The organism is Paenibacillus sp. NN59, from assembly GCF_057597225.1.
In genome coordinates this window covers 385,581-404,155 of record NZ_CP199678.1, presented here as the reverse complement: position 1 = coordinate 404,155, position 18,575 = coordinate 385,581, and the positions used below count along the sequence as shown (strand labels likewise).

Annotated in this window: 13 protein-coding genes; 4 read left to right on the top strand and 9 right to left on the bottom strand. The window is 46.4% G+C overall.

Translation table 11 applies throughout. The features are described 5' to 3' along the window. Nucleotides 1–20: 20 nt before the first annotated feature. The 4 genes from ACT89M_RS01910 to ACT89M_RS01895 all read right to left on the bottom strand — a co-directional run bounded on the left by ACT89M_RS01910 (nucleotide 21) and on the right by ACT89M_RS01895 (nucleotide 4,030). Nucleotides 21–2,207, bottom strand: a complete 2,187-nt coding sequence (locus ACT89M_RS01910; RefSeq protein WP_308723028.1) for a heparinase II/III family protein — start codon at nucleotides 2,205–2,207, stop codon at nucleotides 21–23. A 26-nt stretch (nucleotides 2,208–2,233) separates the two neighbouring features. Beyond that, on the bottom strand, nucleotides 2,234–2,890 hold the full coding sequence (locus ACT89M_RS01905) for an SGNH/GDSL hydrolase family protein (RefSeq protein ID WP_308723046.1): 657 nt from the start codon (nucleotides 2,888–2,890) through the stop codon (nucleotides 2,234–2,236). Between the two features lie 145 nt (nucleotides 2,891–3,035). Continuing rightward, nucleotides 3,036–3,365, bottom strand: a complete 330-nt coding sequence (locus ACT89M_RS01900; RefSeq protein WP_145334208.1) for an AzlD domain-containing protein — start codon at nucleotides 3,363–3,365, stop codon at nucleotides 3,036–3,038. Then, nucleotides 3,356–4,030, bottom strand: a complete 675-nt coding sequence (locus tag ACT89M_RS01895) for an AzlC family ABC transporter permease (RefSeq protein WP_145334290.1) — start codon at nucleotides 4,028–4,030, stop codon at nucleotides 3,356–3,358. Before ACT89M_RS01895 ends, ACT89M_RS01900 begins: the two co-directional genes overlap by 10 nt. A 238-nt stretch (nucleotides 4,031–4,268) precedes the next feature. Here ACT89M_RS01895 and ACT89M_RS01890 point away from each other — a divergent pair, with 238 nt between their 5' ends. From ACT89M_RS01890 to ACT89M_RS01880, 3 genes are all read left to right on the top strand, one after another. Continuing rightward, nucleotides 4,269–6,269 carry a methyl-accepting chemotaxis protein gene (locus ACT89M_RS01890; RefSeq protein WP_308723029.1) on the top strand — a complete coding sequence of 667 codons (2,001 nt, stop codon included), beginning with the start codon at nucleotides 4,269–4,271 and terminating at the stop codon, nucleotides 6,267–6,269. 903 nt (nucleotides 6,270–7,172) lie between these two features. Further along, nucleotides 7,173–7,745 carry a TetR/AcrR family transcriptional regulator gene (locus ACT89M_RS01885; protein ID WP_308723030.1) on the top strand — a complete coding sequence of 191 codons (573 nt, stop codon included), beginning with the start codon at nucleotides 7,173–7,175 and terminating at the stop codon, nucleotides 7,743–7,745. A 191-nt stretch (nucleotides 7,746–7,936) separates the two neighbouring features. Further along, nucleotides 7,937–8,608 (top strand): NAD-dependent epimerase/dehydratase family protein, encoded by a 672-nt coding sequence (locus ACT89M_RS01880; protein WP_487344973.1) that lies wholly within the window; start codon nucleotides 7,937–7,939, stop codon nucleotides 8,606–8,608. Nucleotides 8,609–8,870: 262 nt separating this feature from the next. On the opposite strand, the gene ACT89M_RS01875 is transcribed toward ACT89M_RS01880, so the two are convergent. Both ACT89M_RS01875 and ACT89M_RS01870 read right to left on the bottom strand, forming a co-directional pair. After that, a complete protein-coding gene (locus tag ACT89M_RS01875) occupies nucleotides 8,871–10,139 on the bottom strand; it encodes a DUF2087 domain-containing protein (protein WP_308723032.1) in 1,269 nt (422 codons plus the stop codon). A gap of 293 nt (nucleotides 10,140–10,432) precedes the next feature. Next, the gene (locus ACT89M_RS01870) at nucleotides 10,433–12,376 is read right to left on the bottom strand and encodes a methyl-accepting chemotaxis protein (protein ID WP_308723033.1); all 1,944 of its coding nucleotides are present in this window, start codon (nucleotides 12,374–12,376) and stop codon (nucleotides 10,433–10,435) included. A 354-nt stretch (nucleotides 12,377–12,730) separates the two neighbouring features. Here ACT89M_RS01870 and ACT89M_RS01865 point away from each other — a divergent pair, with 354 nt between their 5' ends. Beyond that, nucleotides 12,731–14,131 (top strand): serine hydrolase domain-containing protein, encoded by a 1,401-nt coding sequence (locus ACT89M_RS01865; RefSeq protein ID WP_308723034.1) that lies wholly within the window; start codon nucleotides 12,731–12,733, stop codon nucleotides 14,129–14,131. A gap of 694 nt (nucleotides 14,132–14,825) precedes the next feature. Here the strand turns inward: ACT89M_RS01865 and nagZ are convergent. From nagZ to ACT89M_RS01850, 3 genes are all read right to left on the bottom strand, one after another. Beyond that, nucleotides 14,826–16,565 (bottom strand): beta-N-acetylhexosaminidase, encoded by a 1,740-nt coding sequence (gene nagZ, locus ACT89M_RS01860; protein WP_308723035.1) that lies wholly within the window; start codon nucleotides 16,563–16,565, stop codon nucleotides 14,826–14,828. Between the two features lie 102 nt (nucleotides 16,566–16,667). After that, entirely contained in the window at nucleotides 16,668–17,840 is a 1,173-nt protein-coding gene (locus tag ACT89M_RS01855; protein WP_308723036.1) for an exo-beta-N-acetylmuramidase NamZ family protein, read from the bottom strand. After that, nucleotides 17,837–18,550 (bottom strand): hypothetical protein, encoded by a 714-nt coding sequence (locus ACT89M_RS01850; protein ID WP_308723037.1) that lies wholly within the window; start codon nucleotides 18,548–18,550, stop codon nucleotides 17,837–17,839. Before ACT89M_RS01850 ends, ACT89M_RS01855 begins: the two co-directional genes overlap by 4 nt. Between the last annotated feature and the right edge of the window lie 25 nt (nucleotides 18,551–18,575).

Sequence of the window (18,575 nt, the reverse complement as noted above, 5' to 3'; positions counted from 1 at the left end):
GGACTCACCTCGGCTTCTCCTTAATGGGGTTCAACCATAAAATCAATCTGACATACAATCTCTAGCGGAGCATCGTTGGCGGTTTCGGCATCTTCAACTCGTTCATTCTCGCCCTTCGTCGCTTTAACTTCGTTCCCTTTCCAAACAAGTGATGTACGATAAAATGTAACAGGGACCTGATCATGATCCACGGTATGCACAGCTTCTGTCTGCACCCGCCACTGGACAGCATCATAGTTCATGTACAGATTAGCCTGCGAAGCCTGCCACCGAAGTCTGCCTTCCTTTTCCATTGTCGGACCTACCCGGCTTATCCAGCGCTCAACGACTTGCGCTTCAACATATGGCTCGTTCAACGAAGACTTCGTAGTATCCGCTTCTGTGTCCATCTTCCATTGGAATCTGTCTATAATCCGCAAGGTCGCCATATCTACATGCACACCCGGATCAGAAGGATTCCCCGTACTACAACAACTGCCGCCTCTTTCCTTAACTTCCATAGTCCTATTCATTCCAACACAATCTTGTCCGGCCTTCCAGCTCAGATGACGTGTATATCGGTGTAGTGTTGTTGCTTCGGAATATGCACGCGTCAGGTCGAACAAGGCCTGCATTTCACTTCCATCCGGCTCAAGCCTGAATTCCAGCAACTCGGCTTCAGCCTTTCTACCCGAACGTTGCTCGCAACCTCCGATCAGGGGCACGTTATGCCCGGCAGATGAGATATGAAATAACTGCTCGCGCCCTGGAGCAAAATACGCCTGAGTGTACAACCCTGCTCCAGGGTCACACAGTATATTTTCGCCACCGCAATGGATAATCACTTGTCCCAGATCATTATGATTGTGGGGTTCATCATTATGACCGCCTTTAAACGAACACGCCACCTGAACCCACTCCCGGTCTGAACAAGGTTTGCTCGTCTCTCCCTGCACATTCGGCGGCATATGAAGGGCATGTTTAGCAACCATCCATTCCAGCTGTTGAAAAATAAACCCTCCATTCGCCAGCTCAGCCGCTTCTCGATGTATACGTTTATATACCACCGGATCGCTCCACATCACGTTCCGTAGCAGATGGGCCCAACGACGACAAGGATCTTCTGTCAGCCGGGGAATACGCAAGGGCAAATCCACTTCCATTCCGAAACGTACAGCTAACAGAGACAGGAGCCCCGAAGGTATCTCTTCATTCTCCGAGCTATCCGAATAATTGATAAATGTACCGCCCGACAGATGGATTCGTAGCGGAAATGCCGCTATCGCCGCTATTTTGGAACCTTGTAACAAGTCCAACGCTCCCTCTGTGTAGTCCAGTAACATCTCGGCATAATAGACGAAATAACCGAAGCCATACACCCAGTACCCAATCCCTTCAGCACAGCCGCCGTCCTCGCCATACCCGCTCAAGAACGCCTTCATACAATTGATTGTCTGTCTGTTGGCCTCCAGCAGCATCGCCTGATCCTCCAGCAATAACAGAGCAGCCATGCCGCAACATCCCCCACAGACAGCAGACCAGTTGTGATCGGCTATCTGCCAGTGATATGCCCTCTTTTCCCTGTATAACGGCGTAAAGATACGTCGCTCCGCCTCTTTACGTATCCGTTCAACAACCAGAGCATCGAGATGATGACGATGAAGTATCACAATCTCCGCAAGCATATGTACCGTCTCTGCCGCGAAGAGGTCGATATTGCCTGCTACCTGCTCCGCCTCTCCCGTTCCCAGATGTGCCGGAAGGCACCACGTATATTCATCACATACCGCCCACAACATCTCTTCGAGAGTATGAACCATATGAGGGGTGCCAGCATCGAGAGCAAGCATGGCAACGGCTGCTAATCTACCGCGCCTTTCGAAGTAAACCTGCTCGTATGCTTTGCGGTCTCCCTCCCTGCCAAACTGTCGAAACAGTTGGAATGTCAGAAGAGGTAGCGGTTCTCTTAATGCTTGCTCTCCATACCTTCGTAAATCGGTGAGCATCTCAGCCAACTCGGGCCGGAACAATTTTTCCCGAAGTTCATCAGCCTTGAATCCTGCACCCTCTTGAACATGATTCCGATTGTTAATGTTAAGAAACACTTGCTGGATCTGCTCTTCGTCTGGCCAGTCGAGTACCTCAGATTCATCTACAGCGTGTCTTACACGCATTTCATGATGTTCGTTTCCGATTTCGTGATTAGAGCCTTGCAAAGGATTCACCACGCTTCACTAATGGAATTTAAGATAAGCTACACAATAGCAAGTGGAGATTGCTGCACCACAGACAACCACTGACGAGCAATTAGCTCATGACCTGCCGCAGTAGGATGAACGCCATCCCATAACCAGTATGAAGCATCGGCTTGCTCCAATGCCGCATCGAACGTTTGCTGTAGCGGGACCCACACCGCCCCGAAGTGCTCGGCCATTTCTCGAACCTGTTGCTGGTATTCAGCCATAAGCGTTTCCCAGCCATCCCATTTCTCCAGTGTCGCCCCTGTCTTCAGAATGAAAGGCTCCATCAGTACAAGTCCGGTATTCGGTATAACTTCCCGTGTTTCCTCTAGCAAGTGACGATACGCCCGGGCAAAACGATCTGTATATCCTCTTGGTTCATCATTCATAAAACGCCAAGCATCGTTAACCCCAATCAGGATACTGATCAGATCGGGTTTCAGACTATATGTGTCTTCATTCCAGCGTGCGTACAGATCGGATGCCCGATTTCCGCTAATGCCTCGGTTATAGAACGTTTTTTGCTTGCTCGCCAGTTCCATGCCCAGTCTGCTTGAGATCAGATACGCATACCCGTGACCAAGAACATGATTCAGATCCTCATTCCGTGATCTTCCTCCGTCGGTAATGGAATCCCCTTGAAACAAAATCGTCGATGGACTTGGTTTCATCTTAGACATCGTTCCTTTCGCTCAAAATAGTTGATGAAATCCTTATACTATATCCATGGCACAACAGACTATTTCATGCTGCTTTCTCCATCTTATCCCTTTTAGGTTCATTAGAAAATAGCGTTTTCATCACGATCCTACCTTCCTATCCCATGAGGTAACGTAATATCATCATGGATACAATACCAACCAGCACCGTACCGAGCAGACTGCGTGTCCAGATGGCTACAGCCACTGTGGGCAATGCTGCCCACAAGGCGGCATTTTCTGTAATGGGGACAAGACGATTGCCTGACATAAACAATTCCTGACCAATGAGTGAGGCCATGACAGCAACAGGCACATATTCGAGCCAGCGCATCAGCCACACCGGAATCTGTATTTTACTGAAGAGCATAAGCGGCAATACCCGGGGGATAAACGTGAGTAGTGCCGAGCCCATAATAATCCAGAATACATCCCATCTTACTTCCATCGTTCCATAAACACTCCCATCGTTGCTGCAACCACTGCCGCTATGATAATGCTCAGACTACCTAGTGAAGCCATGCTTGCTAAGATAACACACACGACCGCTATGATTGCTACATTGATATGTATTTTTTTGCTTTTGCGATGTACCAACTGAAGCACGATTAGACCGATAAACATCGCTGGCAACGCATAATCCAGTCCGAAGCGATCAGGGTTTGTAATCCAGCGTCCAAAGTACGCTCCCGCCATGTTCGCGACAAACCAGTTCAAGTACGCCGTAATATTCAGACCGTGCATCCAGCGCTCACTGAGCGTTTTTCTGCCGATTGCACGTGTCATCGCCACACCGAATGACTCATCCGTAAGCAGTGAGCCAATCCACATATTTTTAAGCGGTGTCAGATGTCTGAAATACGGAGATACGGCTGCGCTAAGCAGCAGATGACGCAGATTCACAAAAAATATAGTGAAGATGATCGCTAACGCCGATCCGTTGGAAGCCAGCATCCCTGCTGCGATGAACTGGGCAGAACCTGCATACAAAATCAGGCTCAACAATGCCGTTTCGGCAAAACTGAGACCTGCAGTCATCTCGATGACCCCCGCTGCAAAGCCAATACTTAAGTATCCAAGAAGGGTAGGCACACAATCTCGAACCCCCTGCATAAATGTTGCTTTATCCTGGATTTCCACACTTTTTTCATGTGCAGATAATCTTGGTGCACTTTCATTCAACTCTCGCACAACTCCTCTCTAATTTTAATCACTGTCAGCCGATATATATCGATACATACCATTCTGAATCAGAGATTTGGAATAATGAATGCAGAATTGGTTTGCATTAACTTAGAAATATACCATATTTTATGTCAGTTCGGGAGAGTTGACAGGGGGAGAATGTACTATGAAGAAAGTGAAGCAGCCAAAGGGGAAACGAACGTTACAGATGAGAGAGAAACTGATACTTTCATTTGCTATCGTGCTGCTGATCCCGACGATCAGTTTAGGCATCATTTCATTCCAGACAGCGGCTACCAAGGTCGAAGAAAAAATGTTTGAGAATGCCAACAGTAGCGTGAGTGTACTGAATCAGACCATTGACCAGATTATTGGTGCTACACGTAAAAATGTAGACTTCCTGGCAAGTCAGCTGGATGCTGGTAATGTGGGTCCGGTTCAAGGGGACGAAACGAAAACGATTCGTACCTTACTTGATGCTTACAAAGATACCCACGATGACGTGGAACTTGCTTCCGTCGGAACGGATAAAGGTGTCTATATCAACTCCCCAGTCACCGCTGTAAACAAGCCGGGATATGATCCCCGTGAACGTCCTTGGTTTAAGGCTGCTTCGGAGAACAAAGACGTGCCTACTGTAATCACACCTTACATCTCAAGCAATACAGGTAACGTAGTTGCTTCGGTCGCTCAGACGACCGGTGACGGTCATGGTGTTGTTTCGGTCAGCCTTTCCCTTGAAGCTCTTTCCCAGACGGTAAATTCCACGAAAATCGGGCAAAGAGGATATATCTATATTATTGATAATGCAAATAAAATCATCGTGCATCCAACCGAAAAACCAGGTACTGAAGGTACGATGGAACCCTATAAACAAATTTTTGATCAAAAGAATGGTGATCTGCAGTATACGTTGAACGGAAAAAGCGAGCATGCCTTCTTCGTAACCAATGAAACGACAGGCTGGACAGTTGTCGGTGTTATCGATAACGACGAAGTTACGGAAACCGTCCGTCCAATCCTGTACACTACCCTGATTGTTATTGCGATTGCTGTAGTTATCAGCTCCATCATTATTTTTTGGATTGTACAAGCCATTACGAGACCGCTCAATCGACTTGTCAAAGCTTCCAACGAAATCAGCGATGGAAATCTGACCATTGAGGTTGCTGTGCACGGTCAGGATGAATTTGGCAAACTCAGCAACAGCTTTAACAAAATGAGTCAATCTTTACGAACCGTCATTCAGGATGTGCGTAATACAGCTGACGAGCTTACAACATCTTCTGCACAGCTTGCGATCAATTCATCGGAGACAACCAAAGCTACAGAGCAAGTGGCCCTCATTACAGAACAGTCCGCAGCTGGCATTGAAAAGCAGGCAAACAGCCTGAAACATACCGCACAACAGATGAATGAACTTGCCGGAGGGGTTGGACAAGTAACCAACAGTACACAGCAAGTATCCGAAGCTGCAATGCAAGCAAGCGAACTCGCGCAACAAGGGAACTCGACGATCAAAACGGCTGTATCGGAGATGGGTTCCATCCAGCATTTTGTGCAAGGTATCGCAGAAACTGCGACACGGCTGGATCAGCATTCCAGCTCCATCGGTGAGATGGTATCTGTCATTACGGATATCGCAGCCCAAACCAACCTGCTTGCGCTGAATGCTTCCATTGAAGCAGCCCGTGCAGGTGAGCATGGACGCGGATTCTCCGTTGTAGCAAGTGAAGTCCGCAAACTGGCGGAGCAGTCCAGCGAATCCGGTCAGAAGATCGTGGAGATGGTCGCATCCATTCAGCAAGAAATATCCAGGGCTAATGAGAATGTTCGTCTGGGACAAAAAGATGTAGACAGCGGCATCCGAGCTGTACAATTTGCCGATGATGCATTTGTGCAGATTAGCGAGGCCGTTGGGGTGGTCAATCAGCAGCTTGAAAATATCGCAGCGGCATCAGAAGAGATGTCTGCCAGCACAGCAGAAGTGGTGCAATCTATCGACCACATTCATACCATCTCGGAAACCAATGCCGATGGCACAGAGAATATCTCCGCTGCAACGGAAGAGCAAGTGGCGTCCATGCAGGAAATCTCATCCTCTGCCGATTCCCTTGCGCATCTGGCTAATAAGCTGCAGAAGCTGGTAGAGCAATTCAAGCTGTAATGGGCAACCAACGCAAATCTTTCGCCATTTGGCGAGCATTTTAGAGCACATCACCACGAAAAACTCCCTTTGCTGACTCAACAGCAAAGGGAGTTTTTTCATTTGGGATTGTCATACATACTCACTACTTGCTTACTTGCTTATTATTCTGGGCTAAATCACAATATTCAGCCCAGAAGTGACTGCCCTACATATCCCTCATCTAGCTGGATATTTTTCTAACGATCCCCAGGAACGCTATTTGGGTAATATCACACCGTTTTATTTTCTAACGATCTCAGGGAAGCTTATTTAGTAAAAATAAAGTGAAAATGGACGTATATCGTGTGTTTTATTGAAATAAGGTTCCTGGTGATCGTTACATTTCCAGAAAACCCGGTATCGCCAAATTAAGCTCATCTGAGATCGTTAGAATCTCTGCTGGTTATACTATGCTTCAAGCTGAGAATAAAGTTCGACATTATGCATGTAACACATTTAGAGTCGATGGCTCTAAATTGGTGAAAATTAACTACATTTATGGATTAAAGAAATATATGTAGTGTGAAATTAATTTTTTGTAAATACTTACATATGGATTAAAGCAATACAACAAGAAATTATACCGATTGATTCCCGTTTACGTGCTCCTTTTCATGTATTATGGTACTTAATGAAACTCGAGATCCCACGTAAAGACGGTCCTAATCCATCTATCGGTTACATGAATCGGAATCGGGACGGTCTTTTGTAATCGTAGTCCTTCAGCACCTCTTTTTAGTTGTAGTAAGTTTCTTTTTTATAAACATAACTGTCTAATTAATAATTCTTAAAAATCCGTCCTTTTTGACATTCAACTACTTTTCAAGCTAAAAATTTAGTGCCGTCTTTGACAATAACCGAACGTTCATTTAATATAGACTCATGAGACATAAAGATGAAAAAAAGAACCAAGCGATTTTCGATTCTACAATCCAGTTGATTAATGACGTTGGGTTCGCAGATCTCTCCATGTCAAAAATAGCTAAGCGAGCTAATCTTTCTCCAGCCACTATTTATACTTACTACGAAAATAAGGAAGATTTATTAGTCAAGCTTTATCTGGATGTAAAGGAAAAGTTGAGCAGAAGTATGTTGCATAATATTCATGAAGAATTGGATACTAAAGAAATCTGCTATATCTTCATGAAAAATTCGTTAGAATTCATGATTGAAAACAAAGAGTGGTTTCTTTTCTTGGAACAATTTACAGCATCACCATTTATGAACAAGTTATGTATGGCTGATGCTACTCCCATGTTTGAAAACTTGTACCGTTATTTTAAAAGAGGGATTAGCAATGGCTCTTTAAAAAATGCGAAAGCGGAGTTAATTATCTCATATTGTTATTTCCCTATTGTTCAGCTTGCAAAGGAATATTATGAAGGAAAGCACACTACAATTGAAAAGGAATTTGAGCTCATATTTTTAATGAGCTGGGATGCCATTAGTCAATAATGGCATTTATTTCTTTATTAATTAAACGATCATTCATTTAATTTCTAGTCTAGAAGTGAAGATATAAAGACCGGTGAAGTTCTTAATATCCAAAATGATTTCCTCATAATATCAAATGGGAACAGTTAATCTAAGTATATATGCGATTTCTTCTAACGAGAGTCAGCTTTTTCAAAGAAAGGATGGCAGCAATGAAGGTGATTTTATATGGTGTAACAGGTATGATCGGTCAGTTAGCATTAAGAGAAAGTTTACGTGATCCAGAAGTTGAACATGTATTAGCAATTGTACGTAAACCAACAACCAACCAACATGAGAAATATCAAGAAATAGTTTTACCAGATATTTCAGATCTTTCTCAAATTCAGGATAAAGTAACGGGATATGATGCATGTTTTTATTTAATTGGTGTTAGATCAGCTGGTATGTCAGAGGCTGACTATATTCATATCACCTATGAATTGACAATAAAAGTAGCCTCTCAATTAGTCAAACTTAATCCCGATATGAAAATGATTTATATTACGGGAATGGGAGTAGATAGTACGGAGCAAGGACCAGAACTATGGGCTCGTGTGGAAGGAAAAACGGAAAATGCGTTACTTCGCCTTCCTTTCAAAGGAGCATATATGTTACGTCCATTAGTTATTTTACCCATGCACGGTGTTCGTTCAAAAACAGCACTTTATCGTATCCTATCCAATGTATTAAAACCTTTGCATCCGTTGCTAAAACGAATGAAGTGGGCTATAACATCTGAACAATTGGGTCAGGTTATTGTACATTTAGCCAAAACCGGAACAACTAAAGAAGTGGTAGAGAATGAAAAGTTAAAAGAAATGGCGTTATCCATTCAAAAATAAGATGTGTTAGAAAATTGAACTAACGAAGGCCTATTTTCTCTTGTATAACAACAATGAGAAAATAGGCTTTCTTAGCTAAACCGGTTGAATATATTTTGCACCCTATATTCCCCAGCCTTAGCCTGTTGAATTGCATCTGTTACGCTAATCTGCCCGTTAGGTGCTAATCGCCTGTTCATGAAGCAGGAGAATCTAGCTATTTTCCAATATTAAAATGTTAAATTCGTAGTGTTCAATGCTGAAATTGAACTCTATTTACCTACTAATTCGATGGTTTTGTCTCCCCGTGGTATCCACGATCCCCGTAAGGCTCCAGCTTCTCAAACCAGCTTTCTAAACATTTGGCCAGCGCATCCTTCGGATCGGCGTAGGGATTGTCATCCTTTTTCATGACTTCTAATACCTCAATCGTAAATGCACTCTCACCGTATTCATTCCACTCTGCCTGCAAACGTCGATTCAGATGGCTCCCCATCTGCAGCATAAATTGCTGTCCGTTAATGGTCTTCAGATTAGGCGTGCTGTCGATGTACACTTTGCCGTTTCGCTCATTCCGAATTTGATAAACGCCTGCTTCTGTTTTGACTTCTTTGGCTTGCTCTTGTAACTCTTTGCGTCGATTCATGCTCTTCTCTCCTTTACCTGCTCTTTCTTCTGGAACTTGCTGTTCCATGGCTGGGGATGCAGATGAATTATCTGATAATTTGGCTGATGATCCTTTCGGCTGTTTCCCGTCGCCTCTACCGTTACCTTGTTCCTCTGCTGCACTACCCAGCCAGTACTGGCTTCCATCCTCCTTTCGCTCTAACAGACCGTAATCCACCAGATATCTCCGAATCTCAACATAGTCAGCATGTACCTTCTCCAAGAGTGTGTTCACTTGTTTTTCGGTGTACTGACGCCGGGGTTCAAAACGTTTGGCAATCTCCGTGAGCACGATATACTTATGTTTTTGCTGCATATGGAACGTAGTCATTGGGCCGCTTATACCTTCGGGAAAATAGTTGCGCAGCACACGTTCCCGTTCCTCTTCCGATATTTCAAAGGAATGCTGATGAATCGTATGACCTTGTTTCATAATCGGCGACACCCATGTTGCCGGAGCATGCAGGTCTTTATTTTTCAACAGTTCCATTAACGCCAGAAATATTTTGGCCTGCCTCTCCTTTTCCTTCAAAACGAATCGATGGTTTCGAATGGTAGACGCACTGCCGATGCCCAGAGCCTGTTGCACTTCTGCATCCTTTTTCCCTTCATAGAACTGGGCCAGCAGACCTCGCTGTACATCCGACAATCCGGTCACACTTTTATCCAGCTCCAGCAAATATTCAAATACAGAACCATGGACCTTCTCAATATGAACACCCATGTAACGAACCGCATCATAGAGCACACCTTCGTCAGGGTAAACAATTCCCGGTTCTGTTGTAAAACCGCAACAAATACAGGAATAGGCCATTCCTTCCTCCACATATCCGCGTTTGATCTCTTCGAGAGAGGCTGTCTGCAATCTTGAATCCGAGGCTTTCATCCTTCGTCGTCCTTTCTATCATTCATCTAATGTATTTTGATTTGTGAGTTATTTGGAGTTCCAAGTTAATTCTGTATTGATTCATACGGGGAATTAATTTATATCAATTCCATTCCGTTTATTTGTTTTTTTGTTTGTTTATTTATAGACATAATATAATTATGTTTGTTTATTGTCAAACTAACGAGGTAGATTAGATACCTCAATCATAATCCAATCTCCTGCAAAAAAAGAAAAAAGACTGCCGGTTCATTACCCCGACAGCCTTCATACCCGCGTTCATACTCACTCCGTTATAATTTGAATCGTTCGATCATGCTCTGCAGATCCTCTGCCATGCGAGACAAGGCCGCTGAAGATGCCGCAACCTCCTCCATTGTAGCAAGCTGCTCCTGAGCAGCCGCCGAGCCATCCTCGGTGCCCGCAGCAATCCGGTTGGAGAGAACCATCGTTTCGTTTACAGCTTTGTTCACATGTCCCATTCCTTGATCGATCTGACGGGAAGCTGTAGCTGCCTCTTCGGCCTGGGACGCAACGGTTCGAACCGCATCACGAATCGTCTGGAAGGCTTCTCCGGCCTCAGCGATCATCTGCGAGCTTTTCACCATACCTTCACCCGTACGTGCAAAGGTAGACTGAACAGCATGAGTCTTCTCGTTCATCTCGCGCATAAGCTCATTAATCCGCTCTGCCGAAGCGCCTGAGCTGTTCGCAAGCATTTTCACTTCGTTCGCAACCACAGCAAATCCCCGGCCATGCTCGCCTGCTCTCGAAGCTTCAATCGAAGCATTCAGTGCCAGAATGTTCGTCTGCTTGGCGATGGCTGTAATCTCCGCTACAATATCCAGAATTTCTTCGTTTTTCGCTCGCAGATCTTCGATGACAGCCTCCATATCCTTACTCTCATCATTCACCTGCTGAATATGGGATACGGCCTCCTGCATCGTGACCATACCCGCTTCCGATTTGGAGGATGCTTCAATGGCAATACGTTCTGCATCTCCGGCTCTTGCAGAAATCTCTTTCACGCCAAGTGACATCTCACCGATAAGTTGCTCTGTCGCTGCAAGACTTTCATTCTGCATCGTTGTTCCTGCAGCTGCATCTTGCATTAACTCCGCTACTTGCTCCGTTGCTTTCGAGGTCTGCTCAGAGCTTGCCATCAACTCTTCCGATGATGCCGCCAGCTGACTCGATGTATCATGTACTTCGCCCAGGACATGACGCAGTGAATTCGTCATGGTATCAAAGCTTTCTCCAAGCTGACCGAACTCATCCTTGCGCCGCAGGCCTACACGAACCGTCAGGTCCCCTGCACTTACTTGAGAAGCCGCTTGGGTTAACTGTTGCAATGGACGGTGAATGCTACGGATAATAAAGATCAGCAGCACAATCCCCACCATAACCGCTACGCCGACAAGAGTGATTGCTCGGATCATAATAGGTTGCACGGACTCTGCCGCTTCGGAGGGAATCATCTCGCCGACAATTTTCCAGCCCGTTGCCGTATTTGTGTAAAATACAGCCTCCATCGGTTGACCATCATATGTATACTTCACGGTTCCCTGATCTTTCGTATACATCTCGTTGATGTAACTTTGATCAGACTGAGTACCGGATTCAATCTTGTAATGGAATAAAAATTTCCCGCCATTATCCAGCATATACAGTTTCCCTGCTTTACCGATATGGATCTGATCCACTGTCTCCTTCAAATGATTCAAGCTTACATTGGCTCCAAAAACACCTTGTCCGTCTGCTAGCTTGGCCGCTGCTGTCACCACCCATTCCCCAGTCGTTGCGGACTGGAAAGTATCCGAGATGACTGGCTCAGATTGTGATAGAGCCATCTTATACCATGTGCGTTCACGAGGATCATAAATCTGGTTGCCGGGATCAGGGGATTTCATCCAACTTCCATCCTCCGCTCCAGCCGTAAGCACCCCGAGTTCTTTATGGTTTTTGGACATCCGATCCATCTGAGCTTGAAGCGCAGGTGACTTGTTAATAATGTCTTCGGATGTAATACCCGATGCCATCTGTGCAGCGTTATCCTTCTCCATATTGAGCATCTGATCAATCTGCAGACTAAGCATTTCCGTTTTGGCCTGTGCAGAACGAGTAATCTCCATTTTAACCTGATCTGCTGCCTTAAGATAAGCAAGCCACCCTACACTAAGGCTGGGTACAATCAGGAACAAAAGGAATGCGGCAATCAGCCGTTTTTTTACCGTCAACGTAAACCATAATTGAAACCTCCCCTTCACTTTATGCCCTGTTTGAGGCTTTTTTTGAAGTCTTTTTTGAAGTCTTTTTTGAAGCCCTTTTCTCATTATCTATCTATCTCCCATCATTAAGTTCAACTCTTTTTATCGGAAAGTTCGCCGCGAAACATTATGTATCCATACTAAATAATCGCAATTTTAATGATCTGATCCTATTACTTAGATATACTCTCTTTTTGACCCCCTTGTTGGGATCGTTTACAATATTTATATAATGGATTATTAAGAAACACTTGGAAGGAGAGGGTTCAAATCTTACGCAAGTTTCACACGCAACAACCTGTATCTAGCAGTGGTTATTCATCCATGCTTCGTATTCTATTCGCAATCATTCTATGCGCAGGCCCGGTATTCGGGCTGTTTAACAACCCTACGGTTTCTGCAGCGCAGACTACACAAGCCGTCCATATTGAAGTCAACGGAGAGCCGCAATTCTGGAACAACGCTCCGCTTATTCTAAAAGGTACAACGTTCGTTCCCTTACGAGATGTAATCCAATCTGTTAAAGGGGATCTGAAGTGGGATGCTCGTACCAACACAGCTACAATCACCGTTGGAAGGGACACACTGGTGCATCAAGCCGGAAGTAGATCCATTAAAGTAAACCAGGTATCTCTGGCTTCTCCAGTGAATTCACGCACCATTAACGGCACATTAATGATTCCTGTCCGGACCCTGGCGAATGCTTTGAAGGCTGATATTCAAGTCCAGCGAACGCTCTCAGGCCAGATGAATGTTGGTATAACGACTGACCAGGTCAGCGTGTTAAATCCTGAAGTGGCTAGCGTAGACACATATCTGCGCGAGATCAACTATCCGGGGATGGCTCTGATTGCACGAGACGGCGAAGTCTTGCTCAAACAGGGTTATGGTCTTGCTGACGAACAGACCATGAATCGTCCGGACCAAAAGACCCGTATCGCCTCCTTGAGCAAGTCATTCACTGCGGCTTCCATTTTGAGTCTCGCAGAAGCAGGCAAGTTGGATGTTCAAGATCCAATCTCCACCTATATTTCTGGCATCCCGAAGGGAGAACAGATTACCCTGCATATGTTACTGTCCCAAACGTCGGGTCTGCCGTCGGCCTTCGGTCGCGGGGAAGGGGATACACTTGAAAAAACGGTAGAAGAGATTCGCCACAAAACGTTGAAGTTCGAACCCGGCAGTGCCTACCTGTACAGCAATAGCGGCTATGTATTGCTTGCGTACGTTGTGGAGCAGGTATCTGGCATGAGCTATGCAGACTATGTGCAACAAACCATTCTGGGGCCGCTCGGCATGCAAGATTCGGGAGAAGCATCGCGCAAAGTGCATACGAACAGTGGATTTGTCCAGCAAGGAAAAGGATGGGCATCTGCACCTTACTATGTTTCACAATCCGGGTCAGGTACGATCTACTCTACCGTGGATGATCTGCTGAAATGGGATCGGGCACTATACACTGACCAGATTTTAAATCAGGAAACGATTGAAACGATGTATGAGCCCTATTCCAATAAAAATTACGGATATGCCTGGATTCTCAAGGAAAACGGAACAAAACGCACCGTCTTCCACAATGGAAGCGGCGGTGGGTTTTCCACAGCATTTTCACGCAATCTATCCGATGATATTACCATTATCCTGCTCGGTAATCATGCAGGCATGGATATGACCACACTGCTAAGTGATATAGAGACACGAACGGCCAAAGCTTTGCAATTGTGATGGTTGCTTGAAGCATCATAACGTAGCCGCCCGAAGCCACCAATTCAGCGGGGTTGAAAGTTGATGGTTAGTGTGTTGCATTTTGGTTAGTGGTTGTTCTCTGATTGGTGTTGGCGGTTCGGGGTTAGAGTTAGGTAAAATTGAAGATTACGGTTTGGGGTGAGGTCTGGGTTGGCTACACACTCTTCACCCACCCCCTGTTTATTCTAACGATCTCAGATGAGCTTATTTGAGCGATAATCACCCTTCAGAAATTGTAACGATCACCAGTAACCAGTAACCTTATTTCTCTAAAAACACATGCTCAACGCCCAATTTCGTATCTATTTCTCTAAATAAGCTTTCCTGTGATCGTTAGAATACAAAACCGGCTAATATCACCCAAATAACGTTTCTGGAGATCGTTAGATTTTAGAACCCACGAAAATGAACCAAATATCATCAGGCGTGGTCACTAGAACCGGTTACGGTTTGGGTTATCCCATTAATAATGCTTTCTGCATGTACAATAATAAGAGTATGCAACACGCAAAGGGACGAAGCATGAACAGCCTCGTCCCTTTTGTTATTCTCATACATCGTTTGTTATTCCGGCTATGTGACGAGACACCAGCTCATCCCTCATATCCTTAAAAGTTCAGTTTCAGCTACGTCAAGTCCCGTCAGATTGCGTCATATATAGAATTGCATCTATTTAATCAATCGTGACAGGAAGTTGTCCCTTGAACGGGATCTGTCCCATCATCGCTTTCGCTGCACTACTCATCGCGAGAGGCCGACTCTCATATGCCGCGATATAAGTCTGCACATCCGGCAACTTCTGTAGGTCGTACGGACTGCGAAGTGCGGTTACAACCAGCGGTTTGCCAAGTTGCTGAAGCCAGCCGATCAACCGGCATTGCGGGTCACCGGAAGGGCTGCCTGCATTATAAGTGCCGATCACAATCTGCCCAACATCCACCGCTTCTGCGGCTTGAAGCAAACGAGCCGAGGATAGCGCAATTTCATCCGCCGCTACCCTCATATCCACCACTTCCAGACCTTGAGCTGACAAAGCCGCTCCGAGCGTTGCCCCTCCATCCAACTGTTCATCCGCAATACTTGTCACTTCTGCGGCAACCGTAATGACAAGTGTTCGCTCTTGTTTTAGCGGCAACATATGCTGTGCATCCCGAATTAATGTAATGCTCTTCTCACTGATTCGCTGAGCTACCTCCTGATGCAGTGGACTATTACGTTGAAACGGAACTGCAACTGGCTGATTTACATTCATGGAATTTATGGAATTGTGAACAACCGCCGGGGTCGCATGGATATCATCCACACCAGATATCCCGCTCATACTGACAGACATCTCCACTGCCGTGTCGCTCTCCAGCCCCATCTCCACATTCATCAGCCCACGCTTCATTTTATATGTCAGCAGACGTTTAACAGATTCATCAATCCGCCGCTCACTGATACGTCCACTCTTCACCGCATTCATCAATGCTTCAAAAGCTTCCACCTGTAACTGTGCCGTATGACTGATCAGTACCATATCTGCTCCAGCTTCAACCGCCATCACTGCCGCATCGACCGTGCCGTAGTGAGTAGCGATCGCCTTCATCTCCATACAGTCGGTCAAGATCATACCCTCATATCCAAGCTCCTTACGCAGCAGTCCGGTCAAAACAGAATGGGATAATGTCACCGGCAGACGTTCTGGCTCCAGTGCCGGAAAATAGATGTGAGCAGACATCATTGCGTCTACACCCTCTGTAATAGCTGCACGAAATGGCACAAGCTCTACCTGATCCACCCTTGTTCTGTCATGTGTAATCACAGGAAGATCCAGATGGGAATCCGTATCCGTATCTCCATGACCGGGAAAATGTTTGGCGGTTGCAGCTATACCGGCTTGCTGAAATCCAGCAATGGATGCCGCACCGAAGTCAGCTACCTTTTCCGCGGATTCCCCGAAGGAACGCACGCCAATGACCGGGTTGCTCGCATTGTTGTTCACGTCGAGTACGGGTGCAAAATTCATGTTGATGCCCATCGATTGTAGCTCCGCTCCACTGATCCGTGCCGCTGCATGAGCATCTTGCACCGATCCGGCCGCAGCAATGGCCATCTGTCCAGGCATAAGTGCAATCCCCTCTGTAATTCGAGCCACCATGCCGCCTTCCTGGTCAATAGCAATCCAGAGAGGTACATTGCCACTTGCTTGCGCAATGTTCTGCAAACCGCCGGATAGCCGCTCTACCTGCTCAGGCGAAACCACATTCCTTGCAAAATAAACGATACCGCCAATCGGGTAATCTCCAAGCAGCTTCTCTATCCCGCCTTCCGGCTCTGTTCCATGAAATCCGCATAACAGCATCTGCCCGATCTTATCCCTTAAGCTCATCTGCCCGATTCTTTGCTTCACCCTGTCCTTCAAGCTACGCATTACGTATCCTCCTCCCATGAACCTCAAACCCTCGCGCCTAAGAGCAGCATCCCTGTCTAACCATGCTACTCTTCATTCACCTCTACCTGCCTATTAAGTCCGTCATTCATCGTATAGTAAATAGGGTCTGCGGCGTTCCTGCCACATCTTCTCCTGCTCACGCCAATTAGCCATTAAACGAAATAAGCCACGACCGTTTCCAATGGTCTCGCGAACCTTTTCCCCTCCAGTAAGTAAATCAATAAAATATCGGGAGCCCTTACGTGGAGGTTCAAGCCACTTAAACTGTTCGGGGTATCGAACGGCGATCTCATGCAAAAGCAACAAACCTGTTTCAACGGAACGGAGTTGCTTTTCTTCTGTGACAAAAAGCCTCACACCCTCACATCGTTCTCCAGCGTGTTTGGAAAAGGCTGGTGTCATATACACCGGGTGAAAATGTACCCCGCCCAATCCATGAGACTGCATCGCATCTGCCAGCTGTTGCCCATTAATCCACGGGGCACCCAGCCATTCAAATGGCCTCGTCGTGCCTCGACCTTCCGATACATTCGTACCTTCCAATAGACACGTTCCCGCATAAGCACGCACGGTATCTACCGTTGGCATATTGGGCGAAGGCATCATCCAGGGGAGCCCCGTCTCCGTAAAAGTCATGCTTCGCCGCCAGCCCTCCATCGCTATGACCTCTAACTCACAGGGCACATGATGCTCGGCGTTGACAAGCAAAGCCAGTTCCCCAATCGTCATACCGGTACGAATCGATGTAGCCCAGGCTCCCACGAAGGATTCAAACCCGTGCTTGAGTAAACCGCCTTCCACCTCCACACCGCCAAGCGGATTGGGGCGGTCCAGCACCAGTAGACGTTTACCCGCTTCGCCACACGCCTCCATCATCTCAATTAACGTCGAAGCATACGTATAATACCTCACACCTACATCCTGGATATCAAAAAGAACCGTATCCACATCAGCCAGCATGTAAGGCTGCGGCTTTTTATGTACGCCGTACAAGCTGTATACCGGAATGTCATAACGGGGGTGTTCCGAGTCTGAAAAAGGAATACCCGCCTGCAGCTCACCAGATAGCCCATGCTCACATGCAAACAAGGCCGTCAACTTGGCATCCACTAAGCCTGCACATACATCCACCGTGGAGACAAAGTCTGCGGTGATGCCCGTCGGATTGGTTACCAAACCGATTCGTGCACCATCGGTTAACCAGGGATGTGCAGCTCCATCGGCCAGCACATCCACTCCTGTTTTCACTCTCATGACACATGCCCCTCACTGGCCCAACCGGCTTGCTGATGATCATTACCACGGGACAAGGCAGGCTCCTCTTCAGGTTCAATCAGATTATATGTGGCCTTATGCTGATAGACGGCAAACATGCCTGCAAATAACGCCCCGAATCCCACAACTGTCAGCATAAGCAGTGCGCTAAGGCACACCACTTGGAAACAGGCCGCAATCGTATACCCCGGATAACGGAAGAACAACTTCACACTCTCTCCCATCGCCTGCAGGAAGCCCATTCCTTTTTGCAACATAAGCTGCCAAGTGTAGAACTGTGAGATGAACGCCAAGATGACAAAAAACGTCTGAAACATGCCTACTGCCATGCCCGTCATGTTGCCTTTCCCTCCGTAATACCACCAGGTTGACCAGAGGATGAAACCGAGCAGTGCAAACAACAGCCCCGTTACACCGCCCGGAAGCAGCCCCTTCAACGTACCTTCCCATATATCACGCAGCGCGTTTCGGCGCTCTTTCCGCTCCAGCCGATGATGCACTGCGTAACAGACACCGAACAAGAGCGGCATATAGATGATGGCAAGTAGCAGCACGGCCACCGGTATCGGCGCAAACATGAGAATCGGAATGAGCAGCACGGAGCTGCCCACACTGAACAGCGCCACCGGAATAATATCCCGGTAGATCTCTACCCCTGACTTGACCACCACTTCGCTCAGTTTACGCATAAAAGCTCTCCTCCCTGTAATTTGT